The sequence below is a fragment of the Schinkia azotoformans genome (assembly GCF_035811335.1).
GTDB classification, from domain to species: domain Bacteria; phylum Bacillota; class Bacilli; order Bacillales; family Bacillaceae_J; genus Schinkia; species Schinkia azotoformans.
The window spans coordinates 82,497-103,795 of the sequence record NZ_JARSMD010000013.1; the positions used below are offsets into that span (position 1 = coordinate 82,497).

At 36.2% G+C, this 21,299-nt stretch carries 20 protein-coding genes, 2 tRNA genes and 1 rRNA gene; 13 read left to right on the forward strand and 10 right to left on the reverse strand.

Annotated elements, in window-relative coordinates; translation table 11 throughout:
- Positions 1–17: 17 nt before the first annotated feature.
- Genes P9E47_RS07325 through P9E47_RS07335 form a run of 3 tightly spaced genes read right to left on the reverse strand, consistent with a single transcriptional unit; the run spans position 18 to position 3,582 of the window.
- Positions 18–1,127: a Ger(x)C family spore germination protein gene (locus P9E47_RS07325; RefSeq protein ID WP_326162996.1), complete on the reverse strand. Its 1,110-nt coding sequence runs from the start codon at positions 1,125–1,127 to the stop codon at positions 18–20.
- Entirely contained in the window at positions 1,124–2,206 is a 1,083-nt protein-coding gene (locus P9E47_RS07330; protein WP_003329625.1) for a GerAB/ArcD/ProY family transporter, read from the reverse strand. Before P9E47_RS07330 ends, P9E47_RS07325 begins: the two co-directional genes overlap by 4 nt.
- Positions 2,207–2,223: 17 nt before the next feature.
- Complete coding sequence (locus tag P9E47_RS07335) at positions 2,224–3,582, reverse strand: spore germination protein (RefSeq protein WP_326162997.1); 1,359 nt, start codon at positions 3,580–3,582, stop codon at positions 2,224–2,226.
- 159 nt (positions 3,583–3,741) lie between these two features.
- Between P9E47_RS07335 and P9E47_RS07340 the strand changes: the two genes are divergently transcribed.
- Entirely contained in the window at positions 3,742–4,710 is a 969-nt protein-coding gene (locus tag P9E47_RS07340) for a YeiH family protein (protein WP_003329623.1), read from the forward strand.
- Positions 4,711–4,805: 95 nt separating this feature from the next.
- On the opposite strand, the gene P9E47_RS07345 is transcribed toward P9E47_RS07340, so the two are convergent.
- Positions 4,806–6,542, reverse strand: coding sequence for a globin-coupled sensor protein (locus tag P9E47_RS07345; RefSeq protein ID WP_326162998.1), 1,737 nt, complete (start codon positions 6,540–6,542; stop codon positions 4,806–4,808).
- A gap of 315 nt (positions 6,543–6,857) precedes the next feature.
- On the opposite strand from P9E47_RS07345, the gene P9E47_RS07350 reads away from it, so the two are divergent.
- From P9E47_RS07350 to P9E47_RS07360, 3 genes are all read left to right on the forward strand, one after another.
- Positions 6,858–7,730 carry a putative RNA methyltransferase gene (locus P9E47_RS07350; protein ID WP_039956929.1) on the forward strand — a complete coding sequence of 291 codons (873 nt, stop codon included), beginning with the start codon at positions 6,858–6,860 and terminating at the stop codon, positions 7,728–7,730.
- A 136-nt stretch (positions 7,731–7,866) separates the two neighbouring features.
- Positions 7,867–8,355 (forward strand): GNAT family N-acetyltransferase, encoded by a 489-nt coding sequence (locus P9E47_RS07355; RefSeq protein WP_326163000.1) that lies wholly within the window; start codon positions 7,867–7,869, stop codon positions 8,353–8,355.
- Between the two features lie 10 nt (positions 8,356–8,365).
- Positions 8,366–9,238: a metal-dependent hydrolase gene (locus P9E47_RS07360; protein WP_326163002.1), complete on the forward strand. Its 873-nt coding sequence runs from the start codon at positions 8,366–8,368 to the stop codon at positions 9,236–9,238.
- Between the two features lie 121 nt (positions 9,239–9,359).
- Here the strand turns inward: P9E47_RS07360 and P9E47_RS07365 are convergent, their stop codons facing one another.
- The 4 genes from P9E47_RS07365 to P9E47_RS07380 all read right to left on the reverse strand — a co-directional run bounded on the left by P9E47_RS07365 (position 9,360) and on the right by P9E47_RS07380 (position 12,574).
- A complete protein-coding gene (locus P9E47_RS07365) occupies positions 9,360–10,025 on the reverse strand; it encodes an SdpI family protein (RefSeq protein ID WP_326163004.1) in 666 nt (221 codons plus the stop codon).
- Positions 10,015–10,296: an autorepressor SdpR family transcription factor gene (locus tag P9E47_RS07370; protein WP_003329617.1), complete on the reverse strand. Its 282-nt coding sequence runs from the start codon at positions 10,294–10,296 to the stop codon at positions 10,015–10,017. The genes P9E47_RS07365 and P9E47_RS07370 overlap by 11 nt, the downstream gene beginning before the upstream one ends.
- A 371-nt stretch (positions 10,297–10,667) precedes the next feature.
- Positions 10,668–11,831, reverse strand: coding sequence for a toxic anion resistance protein (locus P9E47_RS07375; RefSeq protein ID WP_326163006.1), 1,164 nt, complete (start codon positions 11,829–11,831; stop codon positions 10,668–10,670).
- Between the two features lie 5 nt (positions 11,832–11,836).
- The gene (locus P9E47_RS07380; RefSeq protein ID WP_326163007.1) at positions 11,837–12,574 is read right to left on the reverse strand and encodes a 5-bromo-4-chloroindolyl phosphate hydrolysis family protein; all 738 of its coding nucleotides are present in this window, start codon (positions 12,572–12,574) and stop codon (positions 11,837–11,839) included.
- A gap of 241 nt (positions 12,575–12,815) precedes the next feature.
- Here P9E47_RS07380 and P9E47_RS07385 point away from each other — a divergent pair, with 241 nt between their 5' ends.
- The gene (locus P9E47_RS07385; protein ID WP_035196206.1) at positions 12,816–14,324 is read left to right on the forward strand and encodes a flotillin family protein; all 1,509 of its coding nucleotides are present in this window, start codon (positions 12,816–12,818) and stop codon (positions 14,322–14,324) included.
- Positions 14,325–14,392: 68 nt separating this feature from the next.
- On the opposite strand, the gene P9E47_RS07390 is transcribed toward P9E47_RS07385, so the two are convergent.
- Positions 14,393–15,202, reverse strand: a complete 810-nt coding sequence (locus P9E47_RS07390) for a squalene/phytoene synthase family protein (RefSeq protein ID WP_003329612.1) — start codon at positions 15,200–15,202, stop codon at positions 14,393–14,395.
- Positions 15,203–15,390: 188 nt separating this feature from the next.
- The gene (locus tag P9E47_RS07395) at positions 15,391–15,564 is read right to left on the reverse strand and encodes a Fur-regulated basic protein FbpA (RefSeq protein ID WP_081585625.1); all 174 of its coding nucleotides are present in this window, start codon (positions 15,562–15,564) and stop codon (positions 15,391–15,393) included.
- 227 nt (positions 15,565–15,791) lie between these two features.
- Here P9E47_RS07395 and P9E47_RS07400 point away from each other — a divergent pair, with 227 nt between their 5' ends.
- The 8 genes from P9E47_RS07400 to P9E47_RS07435 form a co-directional block, all read left to right on the forward strand.
- Entirely contained in the window at positions 15,792–17,084 is a 1,293-nt protein-coding gene (locus P9E47_RS07400) for an ATP-binding protein (protein ID WP_326163009.1), read from the forward strand.
- 724 nt (positions 17,085–17,808) lie between these two features.
- The gene (locus P9E47_RS07405) at positions 17,809–18,258 is read left to right on the forward strand and encodes a hypothetical protein (RefSeq protein ID WP_035196048.1); all 450 of its coding nucleotides are present in this window, start codon (positions 17,809–17,811) and stop codon (positions 18,256–18,258) included.
- A 102-nt stretch (positions 18,259–18,360) separates the two neighbouring features.
- A complete protein-coding gene (locus tag P9E47_RS07410) occupies positions 18,361–18,528 on the forward strand; it encodes a hypothetical protein (RefSeq protein ID WP_202594793.1) in 168 nt (55 codons plus the stop codon).
- Between the two features lie 65 nt (positions 18,529–18,593).
- Complete coding sequence (locus tag P9E47_RS07415) at positions 18,594–20,108, forward strand: glycoside hydrolase family 26 protein (RefSeq protein WP_003329608.1); 1,515 nt, start codon at positions 18,594–18,596, stop codon at positions 20,106–20,108.
- 117 nt (positions 20,109–20,225) lie between these two features.
- Positions 20,226–20,660: a DUF1284 domain-containing protein gene (locus P9E47_RS07420; RefSeq protein WP_003329607.1), complete on the forward strand. Its 435-nt coding sequence runs from the start codon at positions 20,226–20,228 to the stop codon at positions 20,658–20,660.
- A 211-nt stretch (positions 20,661–20,871) separates the two neighbouring features.
- Positions 20,872–20,945, forward strand: a tRNA-Trp gene (locus P9E47_RS07425).
- Between the two features lie 8 nt (positions 20,946–20,953).
- Positions 20,954–21,026 (forward strand) — tRNA-His (locus P9E47_RS07430).
- Positions 21,027–21,204: 178 nt separating this feature from the next.
- Positions 21,205–21,299, forward strand: a 16S ribosomal RNA gene (locus P9E47_RS07435); the annotation flags it as partial.

The following is a 21,299-nucleotide window of genomic DNA, read 5'->3' on the forward strand; positions in this document are numbered from 1 at the left end:
GCTGTCAGGTGAAATATTTACTCAATGATGCCCACACCTTCTATCTTTACGTTCGCTTTTACTCTAAACTCGATTTCAGGGTAAATCGACTGCCACATTTCCCATTCTGTTTTGTTATTAAAATGTCTTGAGCGATATCGAAGTCCAAAGCCGATAGGGTCAAGATTTGCTTTTTGAAGGGATACCAAAAAGTCCTTGATCCTATTTTCTAAATCTTCCTTAGCCGCTTTTTCGTATTTAGGAATATCCTTCATAGAAATATTAAATAGCGCTTCTTCCATGGTACCATTGATGTCTATTTGAACTGTGATATACGGTTTATTTCCAGTAGGTGTATGTATTATATATTTCGAATTCACTTTTTTACCGAATATTAAAAAATAGAGGTCATCTTTTGAGACCTTGAGCTCGAATTTGGGGACATTACCAGTAAGTAAGTTAAATAGTTCCGTTTCATCCGGTGACAGTGTATGTATTAATTTTCGTTTATCCATAATACCTAACTTGTTAATTTCCAGAAGGTCCTTATCGGCTTCAATAATTGGTAAATAGGGATCTTGTCCTCTTTCTATTATCCTTCGTTGAAATTCAAAAAGTGGTGCGGTAATGGTATAGGGTGTTTCCGTTCCAGTTTTGCCAAATGCCAGGAACATTGCATTGGATGGCAGCCGTTCCGACTTCGGTTTCACCTTCAAAACGTCCAAAGCTGTTGGCTTCCCAATGCTCATATAAGCAATTTGTTGAATATCTCTTCTGCGAATAAACCAATAAACTAGGTGTCCTGGCATGTCATTCTTAATTAACTCCTCACCATAAATAATAATCTTTGCATGGCTGAATTCCAGCTCTTTATCTACTTTTGATTTAATTATTCTAACAGCCTCGGTTATTGTTTTAGCTTTCTCCGAAACAATGATAAATTCGTTTTTGCCCGTGCTTAAATCGGAAGCAGGGATTGCAAGTTTAAGGCTCACTAAATATTGTTCTTCTTCGTTTTTAATTGAGTCAATTCCGATCCCTACAACAAAAAAACGTTTATCAATATCTTTAAAGCCACATCCACTACTGATTAAAACAAGAAGAACGAGTAATGATAAAAGCAACAAACCTTTAAAGTAACGCCTCATTTCCGTTTCCACCTACTTAAAAAAAACAATAAAATTAGAACTCCAATTTCAAATAATATCCGGACATTCATCCAGTACCTTGTAAAGGTGTTAAGTAATCTACTCTCTAAAATATTCACTAAATACCCGCCTGCAATGACTAATAAGGCAATGATGCCCCATGTAATCCACTTTGTTTTCTTTTCTGTTTTCGCTGGAAAAGCACCTTTAGCAAGGTATAAAGCAACATGCCAATGAATGGTAACACTTAATAAAGAAAGGGAAAGATATAACATTAAAAATAAAAAAATAACTCTTTCGATCGGACCATAATCAATTCGTAAAGAATCAGCTGTAGTAATCCATGGATAAGTATAGTCACTAACACCATCAGCACCATGAAAAGCAATGGGAATAAAAAAGGTTGTTAGTAAATTAATAATACTGAAAACAAATATTACTACAAACCATTTTTTAGTAATTTTTTCTGGAAATAATCGATTAAAAATTACAAGGTTTAAGTACCCAGAAAAAATATAAGTGGCTGATGCTACAGCACTCCAGGTGGGTGCCTCATTAATATATGTACTTACCTCTAACATCGCATCCCAACTGAAATACTCGCTTCCCATTGTCTTAAAAAAAACAAAAGCAAGGAGTGGAAGATTTAAGATCAATATTATTTCCAATAGAAATAGGACTTTATCAGATTTTAGTTGAATCGCGAATGAGATTGCCGCAACAAAAATCAAATATAATGGGAAAGTTAGGGCTTCTGGGTTCATGAATACTTGTGTAATATTAATACTGGCTATAAGCGTAATAGCTCCAGCAGAAAACCAAATCAAGCTAAATAAAAATAGAATGAGCTTTTTAATCCACTTTGTTTTTAGAATATCTAATATTTCCGGAAGCCCTTGTTGCGGGAAATTTGAAATGCAATTAACAAATAAAACCGTTAAAGTCATCCCAATTGGAATGGCCAAGAGGATGGACATAACAGCTCCTTCAAAACGCTGATCCAATAAAATTTCAGGAACAAAAATGATGACATTAATTAACATGTTTAACAATACTGTGTAAAAAAAGTAACGGTTCAATTAAATGAGAACTCCCTTCAAGTCTTAAACATTTTCTTTGACTCGGAAGGCTTTGCCAAAAATAGTTTTAGATAAGGTTGACCAAAGCTATCAAGATTAACTAGATAAGCAATTAATACAAATATACCGATTACGATCCCCACCAGTCCAAAAAAGATTGCAATGAACAATAGAATGTATTTCGTCAATCTAAAGGAAAAACTCAACGTACTAATAGGAATGACAAAATTAGAAATAGCAACGGCAGAGACTATAATAATCATGATGTTACTAACAAGACTTGCGTCAGTGGCAGCTTGACCTAAAATTAAACCACCTACGGTAGTAGCGGTTTGGCCGATTGTTTTTGGTAAGCGAATACTAGCCTCGGTTAATAATTCCATCATCAATAACATAAATAATACTTCTAAATAGGAAGGATAGGGTACGTTTGCCCTGCTCCCAGCGATTGATAATGCGAGCTGTACTCGAAAAAGTTCCGGGCTATAAGATGTAACCGCAACATAAAATGCCGGCAATGTGATCGTAAATAGTAATCCAATATACCGTAGTGAAAGTAAAAATCGACTAGTCCAAAAGGGCTGATACACTTCCGCCATTGATGTCATAAAGTCATAAAAAACCGTTGGAATAATAATCGCAAAAGGTGAACCAGATACGATTAGTACGATCTTCCCTTGAGCTATATTATAGACAACTCGATCTGGTCTTTCAGTCATCATTATAGTGGGAAATAAAGACCGGTTTCGTCTTGTTATCAGATCATTTAATTGCTCTCCTGATTGAAATAGATCTACATTTAATTCATTAAGCATTTTTTGGGCCTTTATTAATACATCCTTATTTACTGTTTGCTCATCATAAAGTATTGCAACTTTTGTTCTTGAAACGGACCCTACAACTGTATTTTTTACTTTTAAAGATGTTTGCGGGTATCGTTCCCGAATTAGCGTAATATTTATTGCCAGATTGTTGCTTAATGCCAGATGAGGCCCTTGTATCGTCGTTTCGACAGATGATTCCGACAGCGTATCATCAACATCTTTTTTAAAATCAATTAGAAACAAAAAATGTTCCAGGAGTAATAAAATACGACCTGATAATAATTCCTGCAAGGCATCAGCTTCATCCTGAAAGTTCTTCGTTTTTGGATTTGATTGAAGATGGTTTGAAAATTCACTTAATTGCTCTATTTCAAAAAAGGGCTTGATGACTATAGTTTGAATATTCATTTCATCAACTAAGCTTTTGTAATATAGAATAGAGAGCTTTTTTCCTTTTGATTCTACATCCTTTTTTACAATATCAATTGATGGGGATAGTTTTTCATTAATCTGATTGAATACCTTTTCTGAATTATCATTTTTGAAAAACATAAAAATCCTCTTTTCACTTCTATTGGAAAATCCTAGAGTATAATAAGGTTACTTTGCCCAATTTAAATACTTTTTATTGTATTTTTAAGGCGAAAAAATCGGAATTATATTAAAATAAAATAACTAAGTCGCAATTGGTTTAAGGTTAGGGGTGTTTAAATGTATAAGGGTATTGGGTTCACGTTTTTAATTGCATTATTGGGGTATGGTCTGGCTTTGATTCCGGGATTTAAACAGATTGGGCCAATGGCCTGTGCTATTATTTTGGCTGTTGTATATCGACAAATTTGGGGTTATCCAGATACTTTCCGCACCGGAATCCAATTTGCTTCCAAGAAATTATTGCGTTTTGCGATTATTTTGTACGGATTGAAATTAAATATGGATGTTATTTTTCATGAAGGGCTAGGATTGCTTGCTTGGGATGCGGGAACAATTATTTTTGCAATTACTGTAACGCTTTTACTGGCTAAATGGTTGAAGGCGGACACTTCGATCTCTCTTTTATTAGGAGTAGGAACGGGAGTATGTGGAGCGGCGGCGATTGCAGCAGTTGCACCGATTATTAAAGCGAAGGATGAGGATACGGCAACTAGCGTTGGGATCATTGCCTTAGTCGGAACTGTTTTTTCGATTTGCTATACACTGTTATTGCCTATTTTAGATGTGACGGCAGAAAAATACGGCATCTGGTCTGGCATTAGTCTTCATGAGCTTGCCCATGTTGCACTAGCCGCAGCTCCCGGTGGACAAGATGCTTTGGCTATCGGTTTACTAGCTAAACTGGGAAGGGTGTTCTTACTCATTCCATTATGCTTTATTCTTGTCTATTGGATGAAACGAAAAAATCATTCGGAATCGAACGGGAAAGTTGATATTCCATGGTTTCTCTTTGGATTTATTGCAATGAGCTTTTTTGGAAGCTATGTTCTTGGTACATACTTACCTGTGACAGATTCATTTATGAGCGGAGTTGCTACAGCTACAACTTTTATATTAACAACGGCAATGGTTGGGCTGGGATTAAATATTAGTCTTGCGGACGTCAAAACAAAAGCAATGCGCCCTTTTGTAGCGATGTTGATTACATCTGTAGCTCTTTCACTGTTGACTTTTGTTTTACTGTAAAAAACCAACAAAATAGCAGATTGAGATTTTTGTCCTCAATCTGCTATCTGACTACAAAGAAGTAATTTAGATTATATATTATCACGTACTTACTTTTATTTACTTTGCCTTAGTTGTTTTTCATACTCTAAATCGTTTAAAAGCTCATTAATACGTTGTAGGACTTCTTTGGAGGCTTCTTCTAGATTGGATAAGTGTTCTTCTGCTTGTACCATATCTTTAGCTAAATAGGCTTCGGCTGCTTTCCTGGCACACTCATGGACATGGCGGTGTGGTTCATTTAACTTTTGATAGCTGGAAAAGTGTCTGCAACGCTCCTTGGTATTTTCATGAAAATACCATTTGCCTAATCGACAATGATTGTGGGATGTTACTTCATTTGGATCGATTGTTTCCAGCCCCAAGAACATATTATAGATACGCCACTTCCATAATATATGATCTGTTTTGGATAGGCTTAATAATGCCTTTGTAGATAAAAGGATATTATTATTATTAATCATATTTTGTCTGAATGAATCGATTGTCTGACTTAGTGTGTAAACAGCAGATCCCGTGTTTCTTCCCAATTCTCGTACATCTTCAGACAAGTTGGAAATCGAGGCCATACGGTTTGAAATGTCATCAGTCGCAGCTGCCTGTTCCTCACATACTGCCGCTATGCTGTTCGTATTTTCATTAATTTCTTCAACGATTTCAACAATCTCTGATAATAAAGGTAAGGCTTCCTGAGCTTCCGTGGTAGCTTTTTCAATAACAACGGAAGTAGAATTGATAGAGTCTGACACTTCAGTAGAGAAGGCACGCAAATTTTGAACATTATGATTTACTTGCTTCACGGAAGAAACTGTATTTTCAGCTAACTTCCTGACTTCATTCGCAACAACAGCAAAGCCTTTTCCATGTTCGCCGGCTCGTGCAGCTTCAATTGAAGCATTTAGTGCCAGCAAATTTGTTTGGTCGGCAATCCCGTTAATTAAACCAACAATGTCTTCAATAGTGGAGACATATACTTTTAATTGTGAGAAATTTTTTACAATGTTCTCAAATGTATCACGGGTATGGACGATTTCGTCTAAAGCATTACTTATGACATGCCTTCCATTTTCAGCCTTATTAACAGCAAGGGCTGTTTTTTCAGAAACATGTGTTGCAGATCTTGCAACGTCGGCAATCGAAGCAGAAATTTCTTCAGTTGCGGCTGACGCATTCTGTATCTCGTGATTTTGTTCTTCTAAGCTTTGAATTAATCCTTTAATGAACATAATTTCTGCATTTTTATCCATTAACTGGGCAATGCCTTCAGAAACCTGCTCCACTACTTTTTCAGTGAAAACTTCAATCAATATTTGCTGATCTATGTTAATGGCTCGTTGAAGTACTTCTAATAACTGTAGGCATTTATGAGGATTTTGCCCCTTCTTAGCCAATAGGTTGGTAATTAAATAAAAATTAAACTGATTGAATGCAACGACAAGCTTGCCGATGTTATAATGATGTGTTCGAAGTTCCTCAAAAAAGGAAATAATCTGATCAACGTATTCTTCGTTCCGTTCCTCATAGAAAAAAATGTTAATATAGCGTTCAATGGATGCTGTTGAAATCCTTTCAATTCCTTCAGCTTTTAACTCTTTTAAATATGTTTCAAAAATTCTGACCATTTCATTTGTGCTTGATTCTAATAATGATACGATTTCCTTTAGCCTTGCTTGATCCTCGGTTGTGAAATGATTATAGGCTAACGTATCTTTAAATCGTCCCTTAACTTCAATATCAGTTCCATATTGAAGGAACTTATCAATATTGACTCTTGGTTTTAGCTTATCGAACATATTCATCTCTCCTATTAGTAATAAAATCCATCTTTCAGACTATAAGCCTATTATACTGGTAAATATTCCATATGTTAATTAACTTTATTGTGATAAAAGTATAAAATATGGATTATTCATTATCCGGCTAATAGTAGGCGCAGTGATCAGCATTACGAAAAAGCGGATACAAAAGGGTTCTAAGCTCCTTTGAGATTTTTACATTGTTTTCTTTGGCTTTTTCTGATAAATAATATAATGAGGTAGCTGTGTATCACAGGCAAATCACCTGTGATTTTTTAACTTTTAGGAGGTTTGAAAGGAAGTCCATTTATAATGTCAAAAAAAATAAATAGTGCGAGACGTGTTAGCAAAAATATATTGGCCTTTAAATGCCCACTTTGCGAAAGTGAGATGAGAGTGGTTGAACATAAAAGTTTAATTTGCACCAACAATCACACTTTTGATTTTGCAAAACAAGGATATCTCAATTTGATGACTCAGCAGTCAAATAGCCATTACAGCAAAGAGCTTTTTGAAGCAAGACACAAAATAATTAATGGCAGTGAATTATATGATGAGATGCATAAGTCAATATCCAACGTTATTAAAAATAGTATGGATACGTCTATAAATCCATGTTTGATCGTTGATTTAGGGTGCGGAGAAGGGTCACACTTACAACGAATAATAGATGGATGTGAGATCGAGGCGATTACTGGGGTTGGTCTTGATATAGCAAAAGAAGGGATTGTTGCAGCGGCTAAAAGGTACGAAAATCCGATTTGGCTTGTTGGAGACTTAGCAAAATCCCCGTTGGCCGATCACTCATTTTATGTTATTCTCAATATTTTATCGCCATCAAATTACAAGGAATTCAAGCGAATGTTAGTTCAGGATGGTCTCGTCATAAAAGTGGTGCCAGGTCCCAACTACTTAAAAGAAATTCGAGAGGCACTTTTTGAAAGTACTGAGAAAAAAGATTACAAAAATGATGATACAATATCCCTTTTTAAAGAACATTTTAAGGTAATACATAATATTAAACTTAATTATACAAAAATACTTACTAAAGAAGAACTTTACAATTTAGTGGGGATGACACCGCTTGCTTGGTCTGGGGACCAAGATCGGATAAATGCCTTCCGCAATCAGGCTTCCGCAGAAATCACCGTTGATTTAGAAATCTTAGTTGGAATAAATAAGTAATCAAAATAATGGATGTGGATAAATGACGCAAGCGAATGGTTTTCCTGGTAGGTACAAAAGCATTGGTAGAAGCAGGAAAACCATTGGTAAGAAGAGTGAATTAATGAACCGGTGAAATCAAGAGGGGAGAAATAGTATGTTCAAAATACGAAACGCAAAAATGGATGATCTACAGGATGTAGTAGACATCGAAAATCTTTGTTTTATTAAAACAGAGGCTGCTACGAAAGAAGCCTTTATCAAACGTATTCAATATACTCCTGATAGTTTTTTTGTAGCGGAAGATGAGAACGGGAAAATTGTTGGAATTGTCAACGGTCCGGTCATTGAAAATGAGTTCATAACAGATGATCTATTTAGTGAAAGTAAGGAAAATCCAAAACTAGGTGGTCATCAAAGTGTGCTAGGCTTGGCAGTAACTCCGCAATATCAAAAACGGGGAATCTCATCAGTGCTGCTGACACATCTTGAAAATGAAGCAAAAGCGAAGAACCGTAAAACTGTGACGCTCACCTGTAAAGAAAAATTTGTTCCTTTTTACGAAAAGATGGGCTATATGAATCGGGGGCTTTCAGAATCTGGGCATGGAGGCGTTACTTGGTACAACATGACAAAAAAATTATAGGGGGATAAAAATGGACACGATCACCCACACATTATTTGGTCTCTCCCTATATGGCGCCTTCAAAAATGAAAAAGAAACGAAACGTTATAACCGCGCTCTGTTAGTATCAACCATCGGCGCCAGTCAAATTCCAGATATCGATATCGTTTCTAGGGTTTGGGATACAGAAGGCTTATATCAAATGTGGCACCGCGGAATTACCCATTCGGTATTTTTAACACCTTTATGGGCGTTCACATTTTTCTTCCTAATGTGGATCTTCTTTCGCGTAAAAGATAGGCGGCTATTTTATATTTCGTGGCTGGCTGTTCTTATCCATGATACAAGCGATTTGTTCAATGCATGGGGGACCGGCTATTTAGAACCCTTTTCTAACACTAGGATCACGTTTGGAACGATTCCTATTGTTGATTTTGTACTTTGGATTATTATCCTGGCGGCTTTTGTCATTTCTAAACGATCGACATTGCCGACTCAAAAAATATTTCGACTGGCATGGCTTGCAATGGGTATCCATGTCATCATCCAATCAGTATATGGTTTTTATATTTATAGTCAGTATGATGGGAAGTATGAAGAAGTCGCACTTTCTGCCGGTTTTGTCCCTTTTAACTTCACCGTCATTGGCAAAAGTGAAGAAATCGTTGATATCATTGATACTAGTTTTATAAAAGAGGACCAAATTCTTTATCATTTAAAATCTAATGAAGGGGCTGATTTAGACCTGCTTTTTGAAAAACGTCCAGAAGCTAAAACCCTTTATCAGTGGGCTCCGTTTGTCGTCATTGTCGATGATGAGAACTATTTAGGCTTGTACGACCCAAGATTTTATCGAAAAGGGCAGTCGTTTTTATTTGAATATATTAAAAAGGGGGAGCTGTAACTACGTCAGCTCCCTTATTTCATTGAATATTGTAAATAACTTAAAAAAATGCAAATGCTGATAGTGTTTTGACATCATGTGACGAGAATAGTTTAAAGCAGGTATTTTTAGTCAGTACTCTTTATTGTTGATGATCCAATTTCTTAAAAAGAAAATAAGAATAAACCATTGGTATTATTGTAATAATGGCTAAAACGATCATCATGTAAACAAAGGCTATATTTCCGGGTAAAAACGCCAAAATTACAACAAGCAATCCACCAGTTAACCAAAGTGGTCCGCCAAGACGATGTGTTCGGCGCCAAACTTCTTCATTTGCCAACGTCCAAGGTGTTCGAATTCCTATCGTAAAGTTAAATCGAATACGTGACATATAATTGCCAAGAAACATAAAGAGAATTCCTATACAAATTAATATAATCATTTGAATATTAACGGAATGCCCAAGATTATAAAATAGTAATGTTATCATCATAACACTTAGAAAAGTAGAAAAAATTAAGCGAAAAATATCATAAGTTGGTTCAAATTTATCATAATTTCTTTTTTGGGGATCGATGTAGCGAGTTACCTTCATTAATAATGGAACGCCAATGAGTAAAAAGATGTTGAACAGTAAGAAGGTAATCTTCCCTTGGTAGCCGTTCGGTTCACCGCTTATTCCAAAATGAGTGGCTAATTCATTAGGGAGTTTATTATAAAACGTTACTAGTAACCCAATTGGAATTAGAATAATAATTAAAATGAAAAAGTCATATTTATTCCATTTCATTTTACTAGTGCTCATTGTTGGTTTCCTCCTCTTTTTCTAGAATATCCAAAAACCAGCCAACCATTTCTTGAACTACTGAAGTATTTAGTGAATAGATGATGTGCTGGCCTTTTCGTTCATCAATCACAAGTTTTGCTTGTTTTAACTGATTGAGGTGGTGGGAAATGCTTGGTTTAGTCATATTGAATTGATCCGCAATTTCGCCTGCAGTCATATCCTTTTCCCTAAGAAGGCGTAGAATTTTTCGCCGCGTCGGGTCAGACAATGCCTTGAATGATTCATTCATTGAGATCGCCTCTTTTTATTGATTAGATATTTAGATAATTATCTAAATGAATTTTACCATGATTTCGTATCCTGTGACAAGTGGGGTAAATTAAAAAACACATGACTATTATAAAATAAAGGTCATGTGTTTTATGTTTGGGAAAGGTCTACTTAAACGAATACTCCGAGTTTACGTAACAGATGGCATTCTTCCTAATTCCCGTAACTTTAACGATACATGATTAAGCAGGTTTACCATTCGATAACCAAAGAAAAGGATGGTTAAAAATAAGCTAATTAGAATATTCAATATAGATCCCTCCACATTGAAGTTTTGTGTTAGTGACTAACACTTAGCTTATTTTTTATCTAAGTAAAAAAGTTATACCACTATTTCAAACTTAATAGCGTTTGTTTCATCTCATCTTCCATTTTGATTAATTCCTGTTCAGCTTGTTGGCGTTTCATTCGTCCTTCATGCTGAATGCGGATGGTTTCTTGTAAGGTTGTAATTAAATTTTCCTGTGTTTTTTTCAACGTTTCAATATCGACCAGGCCGCGTTCGTTTTCGATCGCGGTCTCAATACTGTTTGTTTTTAGCATTTCCGCATTTTTAAGTAAAAGTTCATTTGTCGTTTTGCTCACTTGCTTTTGTGCTTCTACTGCGCGCTTTTGTCTATAAAGTGTTAAGGCAATCGTAATTTGATTTTTCCATAATGGTATGGCTGTTAAAATCGATGATTGAATTTTTTCCACTAGCGCTTGATTCATATTTTGAATCATCCGGATTTGCGGTGCGCTTTGAATTGTAATTTGACGGCTTAGCTTCAAGTCATGCAGGCGTTTTTCAAGTCTGTCTGCAAACTGGACTAAGTCATTTAAATCCTGATAAACCATTTGGTCGTCCGATTGTTCGGCTTTCTGCTTTAATGCGGGTATATCCTTTGCATGAAGCTCTTCTAATTTTAGTTCACCAGCTGCAATATAAATATTTAGGCCATCAAAGTATTCCTTGTTTTTTTGAAACAGTTCATCAAGCATCTTATTATCAGTTAGTAGAATATTTTTTTGATGATCAAGTTTTACCCCGATTTTATCAATTTGGGACCCAATTTTTTGATACTTTGACAAAATTTCATTGACTGAGGTTGATACCTTATTGAAAATCCGCTTAAATATATTTTTCTTTTCACCGCTTAATTCCTCTGGATTGACCTGTTCAAGCTTTTGCATAAGCTCCTTTAAAATGTCGCCAATTGGACCAGTATCTTTTTTCTGAACGTGCTCAAGCATTGAATGTGAAAAGTTGGAAAGCTTTGTTTGCGCAGCTGTTCCGAATTGGATGATGGTCTGCTGGTCCTTAGGATTAATTTGCGTAGCTAATTCCATTGCTTTTTGGCGGTAGACTTCAGGCAATGAATCAATCATTCGCCTCGGTCTATCTTCTTTAAATTGGGTGACAACAGGCTCGGTTTCAATTTCACCAAATGGGTTTGCCAGCAGATCGTCTAGAGCATTGTTCGTCTCGTTTGAAGCTTTTATTTCGTTACTCATATTTTTTATCTCCTTTCGTCCGGTACCTTATTTTTTTCCCGACGGGCTTGGTCTGTAAAATTAATTTTAATTGATTGTGGTGGCTCTTGGATTAGGTTTTGATTTTGCGTTTGTTCCATAAATCCATTTTGCAGGTCATGGGTTTGCCGTGCAACATCAAGTTCCATATTTAATAACTCAATATCGTTTGAAAGGACGGTAAGTAAGTCTTCATTCAGTGATTTCACTAGTTTTTCCAATGTTTCTTCTGTTTCCGAAAGCGACTTTCGAACCTCTAAATCTTTAATATTTTGGCGTGACAAAAATACGTAGCGTTCCGATAATTCAACAACAGAATCTAAATGATAGAAGAAAAATCGTTCTGCTTGATAAAAACGCTTTGGTTCCTTTTTTACAATTTGATAAATCTGTTTAACAAGTCGTTGCAGGTTGCCCAGTAGTTTCGCTGCACGAAAAGAGCGAATGCTAAGTAGCACTTTATTAAGACGCTTGATCTTTTGGTTTGCCTCTTTAACATTTTGAGCAATATACTGATACTCTTTTTTTGTTAATTGATTTTCTTTTAAAAGTTTATTCTGTCCGCGCTTTTTTAAAATGAAATTGGCTAATCCACCCCCAAGTATTGCTAACAAAGAGGAGTTCAAGAATGATTGCTCAAATCCAAAATAAGCGGTCGGCCAGATGATTCCAACTATTATCACTGAAATCAAACTGCGAAATAAAAACGTTAAGACGGATCTCATAAAAAATTCTCTCCTAGAAATGAAATTACGATTACTACTATTATACGACAAAAGATGCAGACAAGTTTCATCATTGATGGTATTTTCTTAGGAAGCGTCAAATCTAGGTACAATATCCTAATTATTAATAATTTTGTAACTTTTTTGGAATGGCTGTCGTATTAATTAATGGGAGCGGGGAAAACAATGTTTATTCAATTATACCCTGCTTACCATCTCTCAGGAGGAGTGGTTGGTTGCAATGCTTAATATTATCTGGTTAAGTTTAGGTGGTATTATTCTTTTATTTTTACTTATTGGTGGTGGGATTGGCTTTTTTATTTTAAAAAAGCATTACCGAACGGCGAGTTCTAACCAAGCGCTTATTATTACAGGTCCGAAACTGGGGAATCCTGATAGCGACCCGCGTATTTTTGAAGACGAAAACGGCAGAAGTTTAAAAATTATCCGCGGAGGTGGGGTTCGCTTAAGATTGTTCCAAACATGTACACCCGTTGATTTAAATTCATTCCAAATTAAATTAACAACTCCAAAAGTGTACACAGCTCAAGGGGTGCCGGTTATAGCAGATGCGATTACCTCAGTTAAAATCGCTGACTCTTTAATTGGAATCGCTAATTATGCTGAACAATTTTTAGGAAAAAAACAGCATGAGATTGAAGAAGAGGTCTCAAAGGTCCTCGGGACAAATCTGCGGGCTATTTTATCGAAATTAACAGTAGAAGAGATTAATAATGACCGGGAATCCTTTAATCAACAAGTGCAGGAAATAGCGCAAAAAGAACTTGATAACATGGGTTTTAAGATCACTTCATTTGGTTTAGATGATCTTCGAGATGCGGATGAGGAAAATGGATATTTAGATAATCTTGGACGACCGCGGATTGCGGAAATTCGCAAAAAAGCTGAAATGGCAGAGTCAGATGCGGAAAAAGAAACACGAATCTATAAAGCGAAAAATGATCAAGAAGCCCAGGATGAGGAAAATAAGCGTCTTACTGTAATCGCCGAATCAAAGAAAGAGAAGGATATTAAGGAAGCACAAATAAAAGAAGAAACGGAAAGAGCGCGGGCAAAGGCGGAACAATCTTATGAATTGGAAAAAGCAAGACTCGCCCAGCAAGTCAAGGAAGAGGAAATGAAGATTCAGTTCATTGAGCGTCAGCGTCAAGTAGAATTGGAGCTTGAGGAACAAAAACGCCGGAAAGCACTGGCAGATTCTAATGCCTATGATATTAAAGCAAAAGCAGAGGCAGAAGCGGATAAAGCGCGAATTGATGGAGAGACAAAAGCACTCATTGAAAAGCAAAAAGGATTGGCTGAAGCTGCAGTTATCCGTGAACGAGGGCGTGCTGAGGCTGAGGCGAAGGAATTAATGGCACAAGCGATGGCGAAATACGGGGAAGCGGCAATCCTCGAAATGTTCATGGATATGCTGCCTAAGTATGCTCGTGAAGTAGCACAACCACTTTCCAAGATTGAAGGCATGAAGGTGATTGATATGGGTGGCTCTGATTCCAGTGGAGCTGCGAAGATCACAAACAATGTGACGAAAACAATGCTTGGACTACAGGAAAGTTTGAAAGAAAGCACAGGAATGGATTTAAAGGCGATGTTAGAGAGCTTTGTATCTCGTGGGAATGTAAATAATTTTGATGACTCGAAATCAGAAATAGCCGTAGGAGGGGAAGAGGATAGGGAAACACAGCTTCATGAGCCAGTTATGGACCAGGAGAAACAAGATAAATAGTGATTGATAGATAGAGGCCGCCTCCAATTTAAGAGTCGGCCTCATTCATTGTGTAAAGGGGAAACCTATCATCCAATGATCGTATCAACAATCTTGATTACTTCCTCACGTTTCAATTTTTCCCGGTTGTTTTCAATAACTCTCAATGTACCGTAGGCAAGAGCTAGTGGAATAGAACAAAATTCATAAATATGCTTGGAGTGAATAGAGGCAATATATTGATCTGCTTGGGACAATTGCTTTTTAGCATATTCAATCATTCTTTCCTGTGTCCAACCATCTGGATAAAAGGATACACCGCGGTCTTGATCCTCCCCCCGGTTACGGATAATGTTTACGGCTTGTAAACCTCGTCCAAAAGCTATGGCTAGATCTGCATCTGTATTAATACCATCATGCCATTTCCATAAAGTAGATAGTAATTCACCAACCAATCCAGCAACGTAATATGTATAATCATCAAGATCCTTCTCTGTTCGAACAACCCAGTTCCGTTCCGTCCAAGACGCCATCCCATAAGCCATTTTTGAAACGAAAAATCGTACCTTTTCCGTAATCTCTGATGGTAGTAGGGTAAGCCAATCATCAATCCGGACTGTCACCTCTGGCAATACGTCGTCTAAATCGGCAAATACTGGGGAAAGGGGAGTTCCGATCTTAAGAATTTGTTCTCCGATAGATCTAAGGAGGCGAATTTTATCTTCTTTAGGTAAGATTGGGTGGTCTTCAATTTCATCAATACTGCGCATACAAAGGTATGCTGCCATGACAACATGATTGAGCGAGCCTTCCAAACGGGATATAGGAATAACAAAAGTACGGCTCGTTTGAGTTAGCACCTCTTGTGCCTCCTGTAATAAATTTTTTCTATCTTTCATAGGTTTCCCTCATTTCTTTCAAGGTGGTCAGATTGATTATTCAGAAGAGCTCAAAATCATTATATTCCTTCTATTATATATCATATAAGAAATTCCCGGATAGAGCCAATAATTAGGCTAAAAAAGAATATAAAAAAACTGACCTGTTGGTCAGTCCTATCATAAAACAATAAACAAATAAAATGTTATTATTGAGAAAGAGTACAGAATGTAAATTGATTATTGGTTAATGAACATAGTTCCTTTTTAAGTTCGTTTTCGGTTGCTTCATATAATTGACGGCCATCTGGCATTTTAAACAAACCGATATTTAAAAGGATATCAATGAAGTAGTCTTTCCCTTCATGACTGTTATACAACATAATCCTCACCTCTAAATTGAAAGCGTTTACAATTATTATTATAAATCTTTATTTAGATTTTGTCAATGTAACAATTGCCTTTTGAAAAGATAATTGCATCCATCTTAAGTGAATTTTGTAAAATAAATATACTAAAAAATTGACTTACTTTAAAAGGAGTTCTTCTGTATATGTCGAATACTTATTGGACGGAAAAGGGAAAAATGGAGAAAAAGTAGGAATAGATAATGTTTGATTTTATTAGAGATGTTGCACCAAATTTATTTTTTATATTGTTTTTAGTATTTTTGTACCAATATTGGTCAGAAAAGCGGGAATGGTCTAAGCCAATAAAGCAAATTGCCGTTTTTCTGTTTGGAGCTTTAAGTATTGTCTTATGCATGAAATTTACAATACCTACCGATAATGGTTTGGTTTTCGATTTGCGCTACATTCCATTTATAATTGGTGGTTTATATGGTGGACCACTTGTCACGATTGGATTATACCTTATTATGTTCATACTGCGTCTTTCGATTGGTGGAATGGTAGGAATTATAATAACGACAACAATAGCGACATTGATCGCTGTTCTTATCTTATCGATTTATGAAAAATTTACGACATGGTCTTCTATTGAAAAAATATCGTTTGCTACTACACTGGGTACCTATTCAGCGTTAACTGTTGCCGTTATGACGGTTCTTATTAGCCCTGGAGCGGGTATGGATCAAAAAAATTGGATTGCTTATATTGTTGCTTACCTTGTAGGTACATGGATAAGTACAAGGGTTGTGGAGGATATTCGTCAGCATGAGCTTCTCCAAAGGAAATTGATAAGAAATGAAAAATTAGAAGCAGTTAGTCACCTCGCCTCCAGTATTTCACATGAAGTACGAAATCCGTTGACGACAAGTAGAGGTTTTATGCAACTTCTAAGTGAACAGGATGTACCCGTTCATTGTAAAGAATACATTAAAATTTCAATTGAGGAGATTGACCGGGCGGCCGGTATAATCCAAGATTATTTAACGTTTGCCAAGCCATCCCCGGAAAAGGTTGAAATCCTTCAAACAAAGGACGAACTTAAGCGTGCGATGGATGTTATGCAGCCGTTAGCAAATATGAATAATGTTGAGGTTCAATCCGTTTTAATGGAAGGTTCCATAAAGGCTGAGCGATCCAGACTGCAGCAATGTTTAGTAAACTTAATGAAAAATGCAATTGAAGCCATGCCAAATGGTGGGTTATTATCAGTCTATTCGAATGTTATAGATGACAAAACGGTTGTGATTCGGATAAGGGATACCGGAATTGGGATGGATGCCAATCAGCTTTCACGCTTAGGAGAACCTTATTTTTCAACGAAAGAAATAAAAGGAACGGGTCTCGGTATGATGGTCGTTTATCGCATTATTGAATCGATGAATGGTTTCATTGAGGTGGAAAGCGAAGTAGGAAAAGGGACGTGTTTTACGATTACCTTGCCAATGAAAAAGAGAGCAAAAGAAAAAATTAGTTTGCAAAGGGAAGTTGTATAGAAAATGAAAAAAGCCTGTAATCAATGAGAGATTACAGGACTTTTACTAGAAAGTAAAGAATCGATAACCCCATAGTTGATAAAGAAAGAGTATTGACATTTTTCGTTAATACCTCATATAGTATGAGTGAATACCAGATAGGGTAAGTAAAACGAATTGAATTCACAAAAATGGAGGAGTTTTATGGTTAAAATAACAGGGGCAGCAATAACGGAAATTATGAAGGAGTTCCAAGAAGCATTTGATGCAGGAAAGGATCTATTCGTTCGATTGAAAATGGAGCTTTGTTGAGGTGGACCTAGGCTTCAACTGGCTCTGGAAGAGTCAGTTTCAGAAAATGACGAGATCATCGAAGTAAGCGGAATTAGGTTAATAATCAATGAAAGAGATCAAGCCTATCTTAATCATGGGAAAATCGATTATGTCAAAAACATTTTTGGTGAAGGTCAGTTTGTTGTCCTTCGGGTATAAATAGGGGGAGCTATAGGCTGCTCCTATTTATTTTGTACTATAAAGTATAAAATTTTATGGATTATAGTAGTAAGAAAAGACATCGTAATTTGCCATCATGGGGAAATTACGTATTTTTTTAACGTTAGATGGTATATTTTGTAATAGAAATGTTGAATCTTCAAGCTAATTCCAGTTGAAATATATGCTAATGTTGAATTGGATATGTATTTCCGTTTTAGCATCTACTTTTTTCATTAAGGAAGTGGTAAAGATGGAAAACTCGAATTGGTGTGAAGAAGTTTCTGAGAGAATTTTAAATGTGTTGTTAGTAATAGATGAAAAACAGGCAAAAAAATATAAAGTGAGCATGCTTTTCCGGATTGTTCAACGTCTGGATCATTTCTCCATGACCAATGGCTGTTCCGATTGTGAAAGCTTAAAAGAAAATATTAATGATTTGCTTTTATTTTTAGAGACACAAAATGATATGGATCATAAGCAATATAAAGAAACTTTTAAATTAATTATTAACCATCTGGTGAAAAAGCACGGTTTAGTTGAGGATGGAACATATCTAAGCCTTGGAATGACTTACGGACTAATCTTAGGGGCAGCATTGTCTAGTATTTATTATATGGCAATTGCTTTTGGGATGTTGTTTGGGTTAATATTTGGCTCAGCTCTGGACAATAAAATGAAAAAACAGGGTAGGGTCATTTAAATTTTTAGGTGGATATGCACCTATTAAAGAATCTAGATAGAGGCAAGATATACCACTAGTGGTAAAAACTTCATCACTGCTTTTTTGAAAGGAGATACCAATATGAGAAATTGGTTGTACACTTTTTATTTTGCTGTAATCGGAATTATAGCCTTTTTTACACATGAAATCGTTACCTTCCTAATGCTTGGATTTGTTATAATCGCCCTACATAATATCAATTCTACTTTGAAAGATATTTTAAAAAATATGAATGAAAAAAAGCAGTAATTGTATATTTTCTCTTGAATTAAGAACTCTATTATTTATATGGAAAATAGATGGAGGGTTCTTTAATGAAAAAACATCTCATTTGGATTGCAGTCATTCTTGTTTTTACGAACGTTTTATTAATGCAGGATGTAACTGTGGCAAGTGACCCAGCTGAGCTAAAAATGAATCTTGAAAAAGCAATTAATAATGAAAAATGGAACTATGCTGCTACCTATAGCAAAGACTTAGCCGAGTTTTATGATACAAACCAAGACTACAACAAAGCTGTCCAATATTATCGGGCGACAGCCGATTATTGGGCAAAGGCAGGACATGCCGATTGGGGAATTGTGAATTTAATTAGGGCCGATCATATCGATACGGAGCTGGACCTATTCGTTGAAGAGACCAATTCAGATCAAGAAAAGCTAGCGAAATTTGAACCTCCAAGCGGGACTTATTTAGGTATGTTTGTAGCCGGAAAACGGGAAAACGGTAGCGTCAATAAAGTGAACGAGCTATATGGGAAGAAACACGCCATCTATTTAACATATACAACATGGAGGAAGAAATATGATGATACAAATTCATATTTTCCATTGTCATTTGCTCAAAAAGTAAAAGAAAATGGTGGGGCAATGCAAATTGGCTGGGAACCATCCAAAGGTTTGGATGATGTAGTAGATGATGACTATGTAAGGCAATTTGCAAGAGAGGCAAAATCTACAGGAATTCCTGTGTTCCTTCGATTTGCCGGTGAAATGAACGGCGAATGGGTCCCATGGAGCGGCAATCCGGAGAAATATCGAGAAAAATTTAAATTAATTCACGATATAATGGCGGAAGAGGCCCCCAATGTAGCCATGGTTTGGTCGCCTAATTTTTTGCCGCGCCACAATATTGAACCCTATTATCCAGGGGATGATATTGTCGATTGGGTAGGTTTCTCCCTGTATACAATTCCATTTTCACATGGGAAAGAGGTGCCGGGCGGAAATCCAATTGATTATTTGCGACCGCTTTATGAAAAATATAGTCATAAGCCAATCATGCTATCGGAAGGAGCAGTTTCCCATTATAGTTATGAATTAGGTAAGGATTTTTCAGAATGGGCTGCAGGGCAAATTGGGAATATGTATGGATTTTTACCAAGGCTTTACCCTAAAGTCAAAGCCATTACTTATTTTAATCTAGATAAAAGAACAACAAATTATGATAATCAGAATAATAATTATGATATGGGCGATAGCAGGCTTGTTGATAACACCTATAAAAGAATTATTGCCAGCGATTGGTTTTTATCAGATGTTACAGCAAGTGGTTCAGGGCAAAAGGCTTCTAAATTTGAACGCATTGAAAATATTTCAAAACTAGCTAATAAACGAAATTGCTTTGTTTATGTGAAATTACCTTTAGGTGAGCAGCCTTATGTTGTCGCCGCCTACCAAGGAAAAAACAAATTAGCTGAATCCTATGTCCAGCCTTGGGAAATGCAAATTGATTTTTCTAAGGTACGGGAGAGTGAACCGATTACAGTAATTGCCTATGACCGTAACTTGAAGAGTCTTGCTAAGGAGAATTTTATGAGTAGGAGATGAGCCGCATCTCCTTTTTTTATTTTCCCTAGTATTGTTGTAAAAATGTTACAGTATTATAAAATAGAGAAAAATAGTTTAAGAGGAAGTCATCAAAAAAATTCAAAGGTGGGGAAGAATTTGAAAAAGAAGATTCTTCGTGGGCATCATCTACTATGCGTTCACGGCTTCAAAGGGATGGGATACAGTTCGGACTTCGTTGAAAAAATGAGTGAAATAGTGGAAGAAATACGTGATCAAACAATTGATTTTCCGATTCAGGTAGTTGTAGGATTGGATGAAACCTGTTCCTTTTGCCCGAATAAAAAGGAGGACTACTGCAACTCGCCTAAGTCAAACTCGTTTGTTATCAACTTAGATGAAAAAGTAGTACGTCATTTAGGTTTAAAAGCAGGTGAAGAATATAAAAAAAGTGAGCTCGTTTCACTTGTAGCCCAAAAGGTTAAGCCTGAAGACCTTGATCACTTGTGTGAAGACTGTTCATGGCTTTCCTATGGAGTTTGCAAGGAAGGAATTGCGAATCTGAAAAAGGGAATAATATTGGAAAATTATTAACAGATAGTTGCAGAGGACCGGTAAAATTTTGTCGGTCTTTTTAATATAATTCACTTGAGTAAACAAAATTCTTGATTTTCCATTAATGTGTGGTATTATTAATTTTCAGCGTCATTCTAATATGTATTACTTAAATTTTATTTAAAGCGTCTATTGACTTCTGCGAAGTAATTTGATAATCTTATTTTTGTCGTTAAGAGAATTTTAGATTAGGGGCATAGTTTAACGGTAGAACTGAGGTCTCCAAAACCTCCAGCGTGGGTTCGATTCCTACTGCCCCTGCCAATATAATGGCGACTGTGGCGAAGTGGTTAACGCACCGGATTGTGGCTCCGGCATTCGTGGGTTCGATTCCCATCAGTCGCCCCTTTCAAACAACATGAATTATCTTTTTAAAAAAAGTTATTGACTTCTTGGAAGATAAGTAGTATGATAGCTTTTGTTGCTGAATGGTAGTAACAAACAAGAATGAAATGATCTTTGAAAACTAAACAAAATGTCAAGCGTGCAAACAAGTCAGTATTAATTTTGAGCAATCAAACACTTTTCGGAGAGTTTGATCCTGGCTCAGGACGAACGCTGGCGGCGTGCCTAATACATGCAAGTCGAGCGGATGATAAGGAGCTTGCTCCTTTAGAT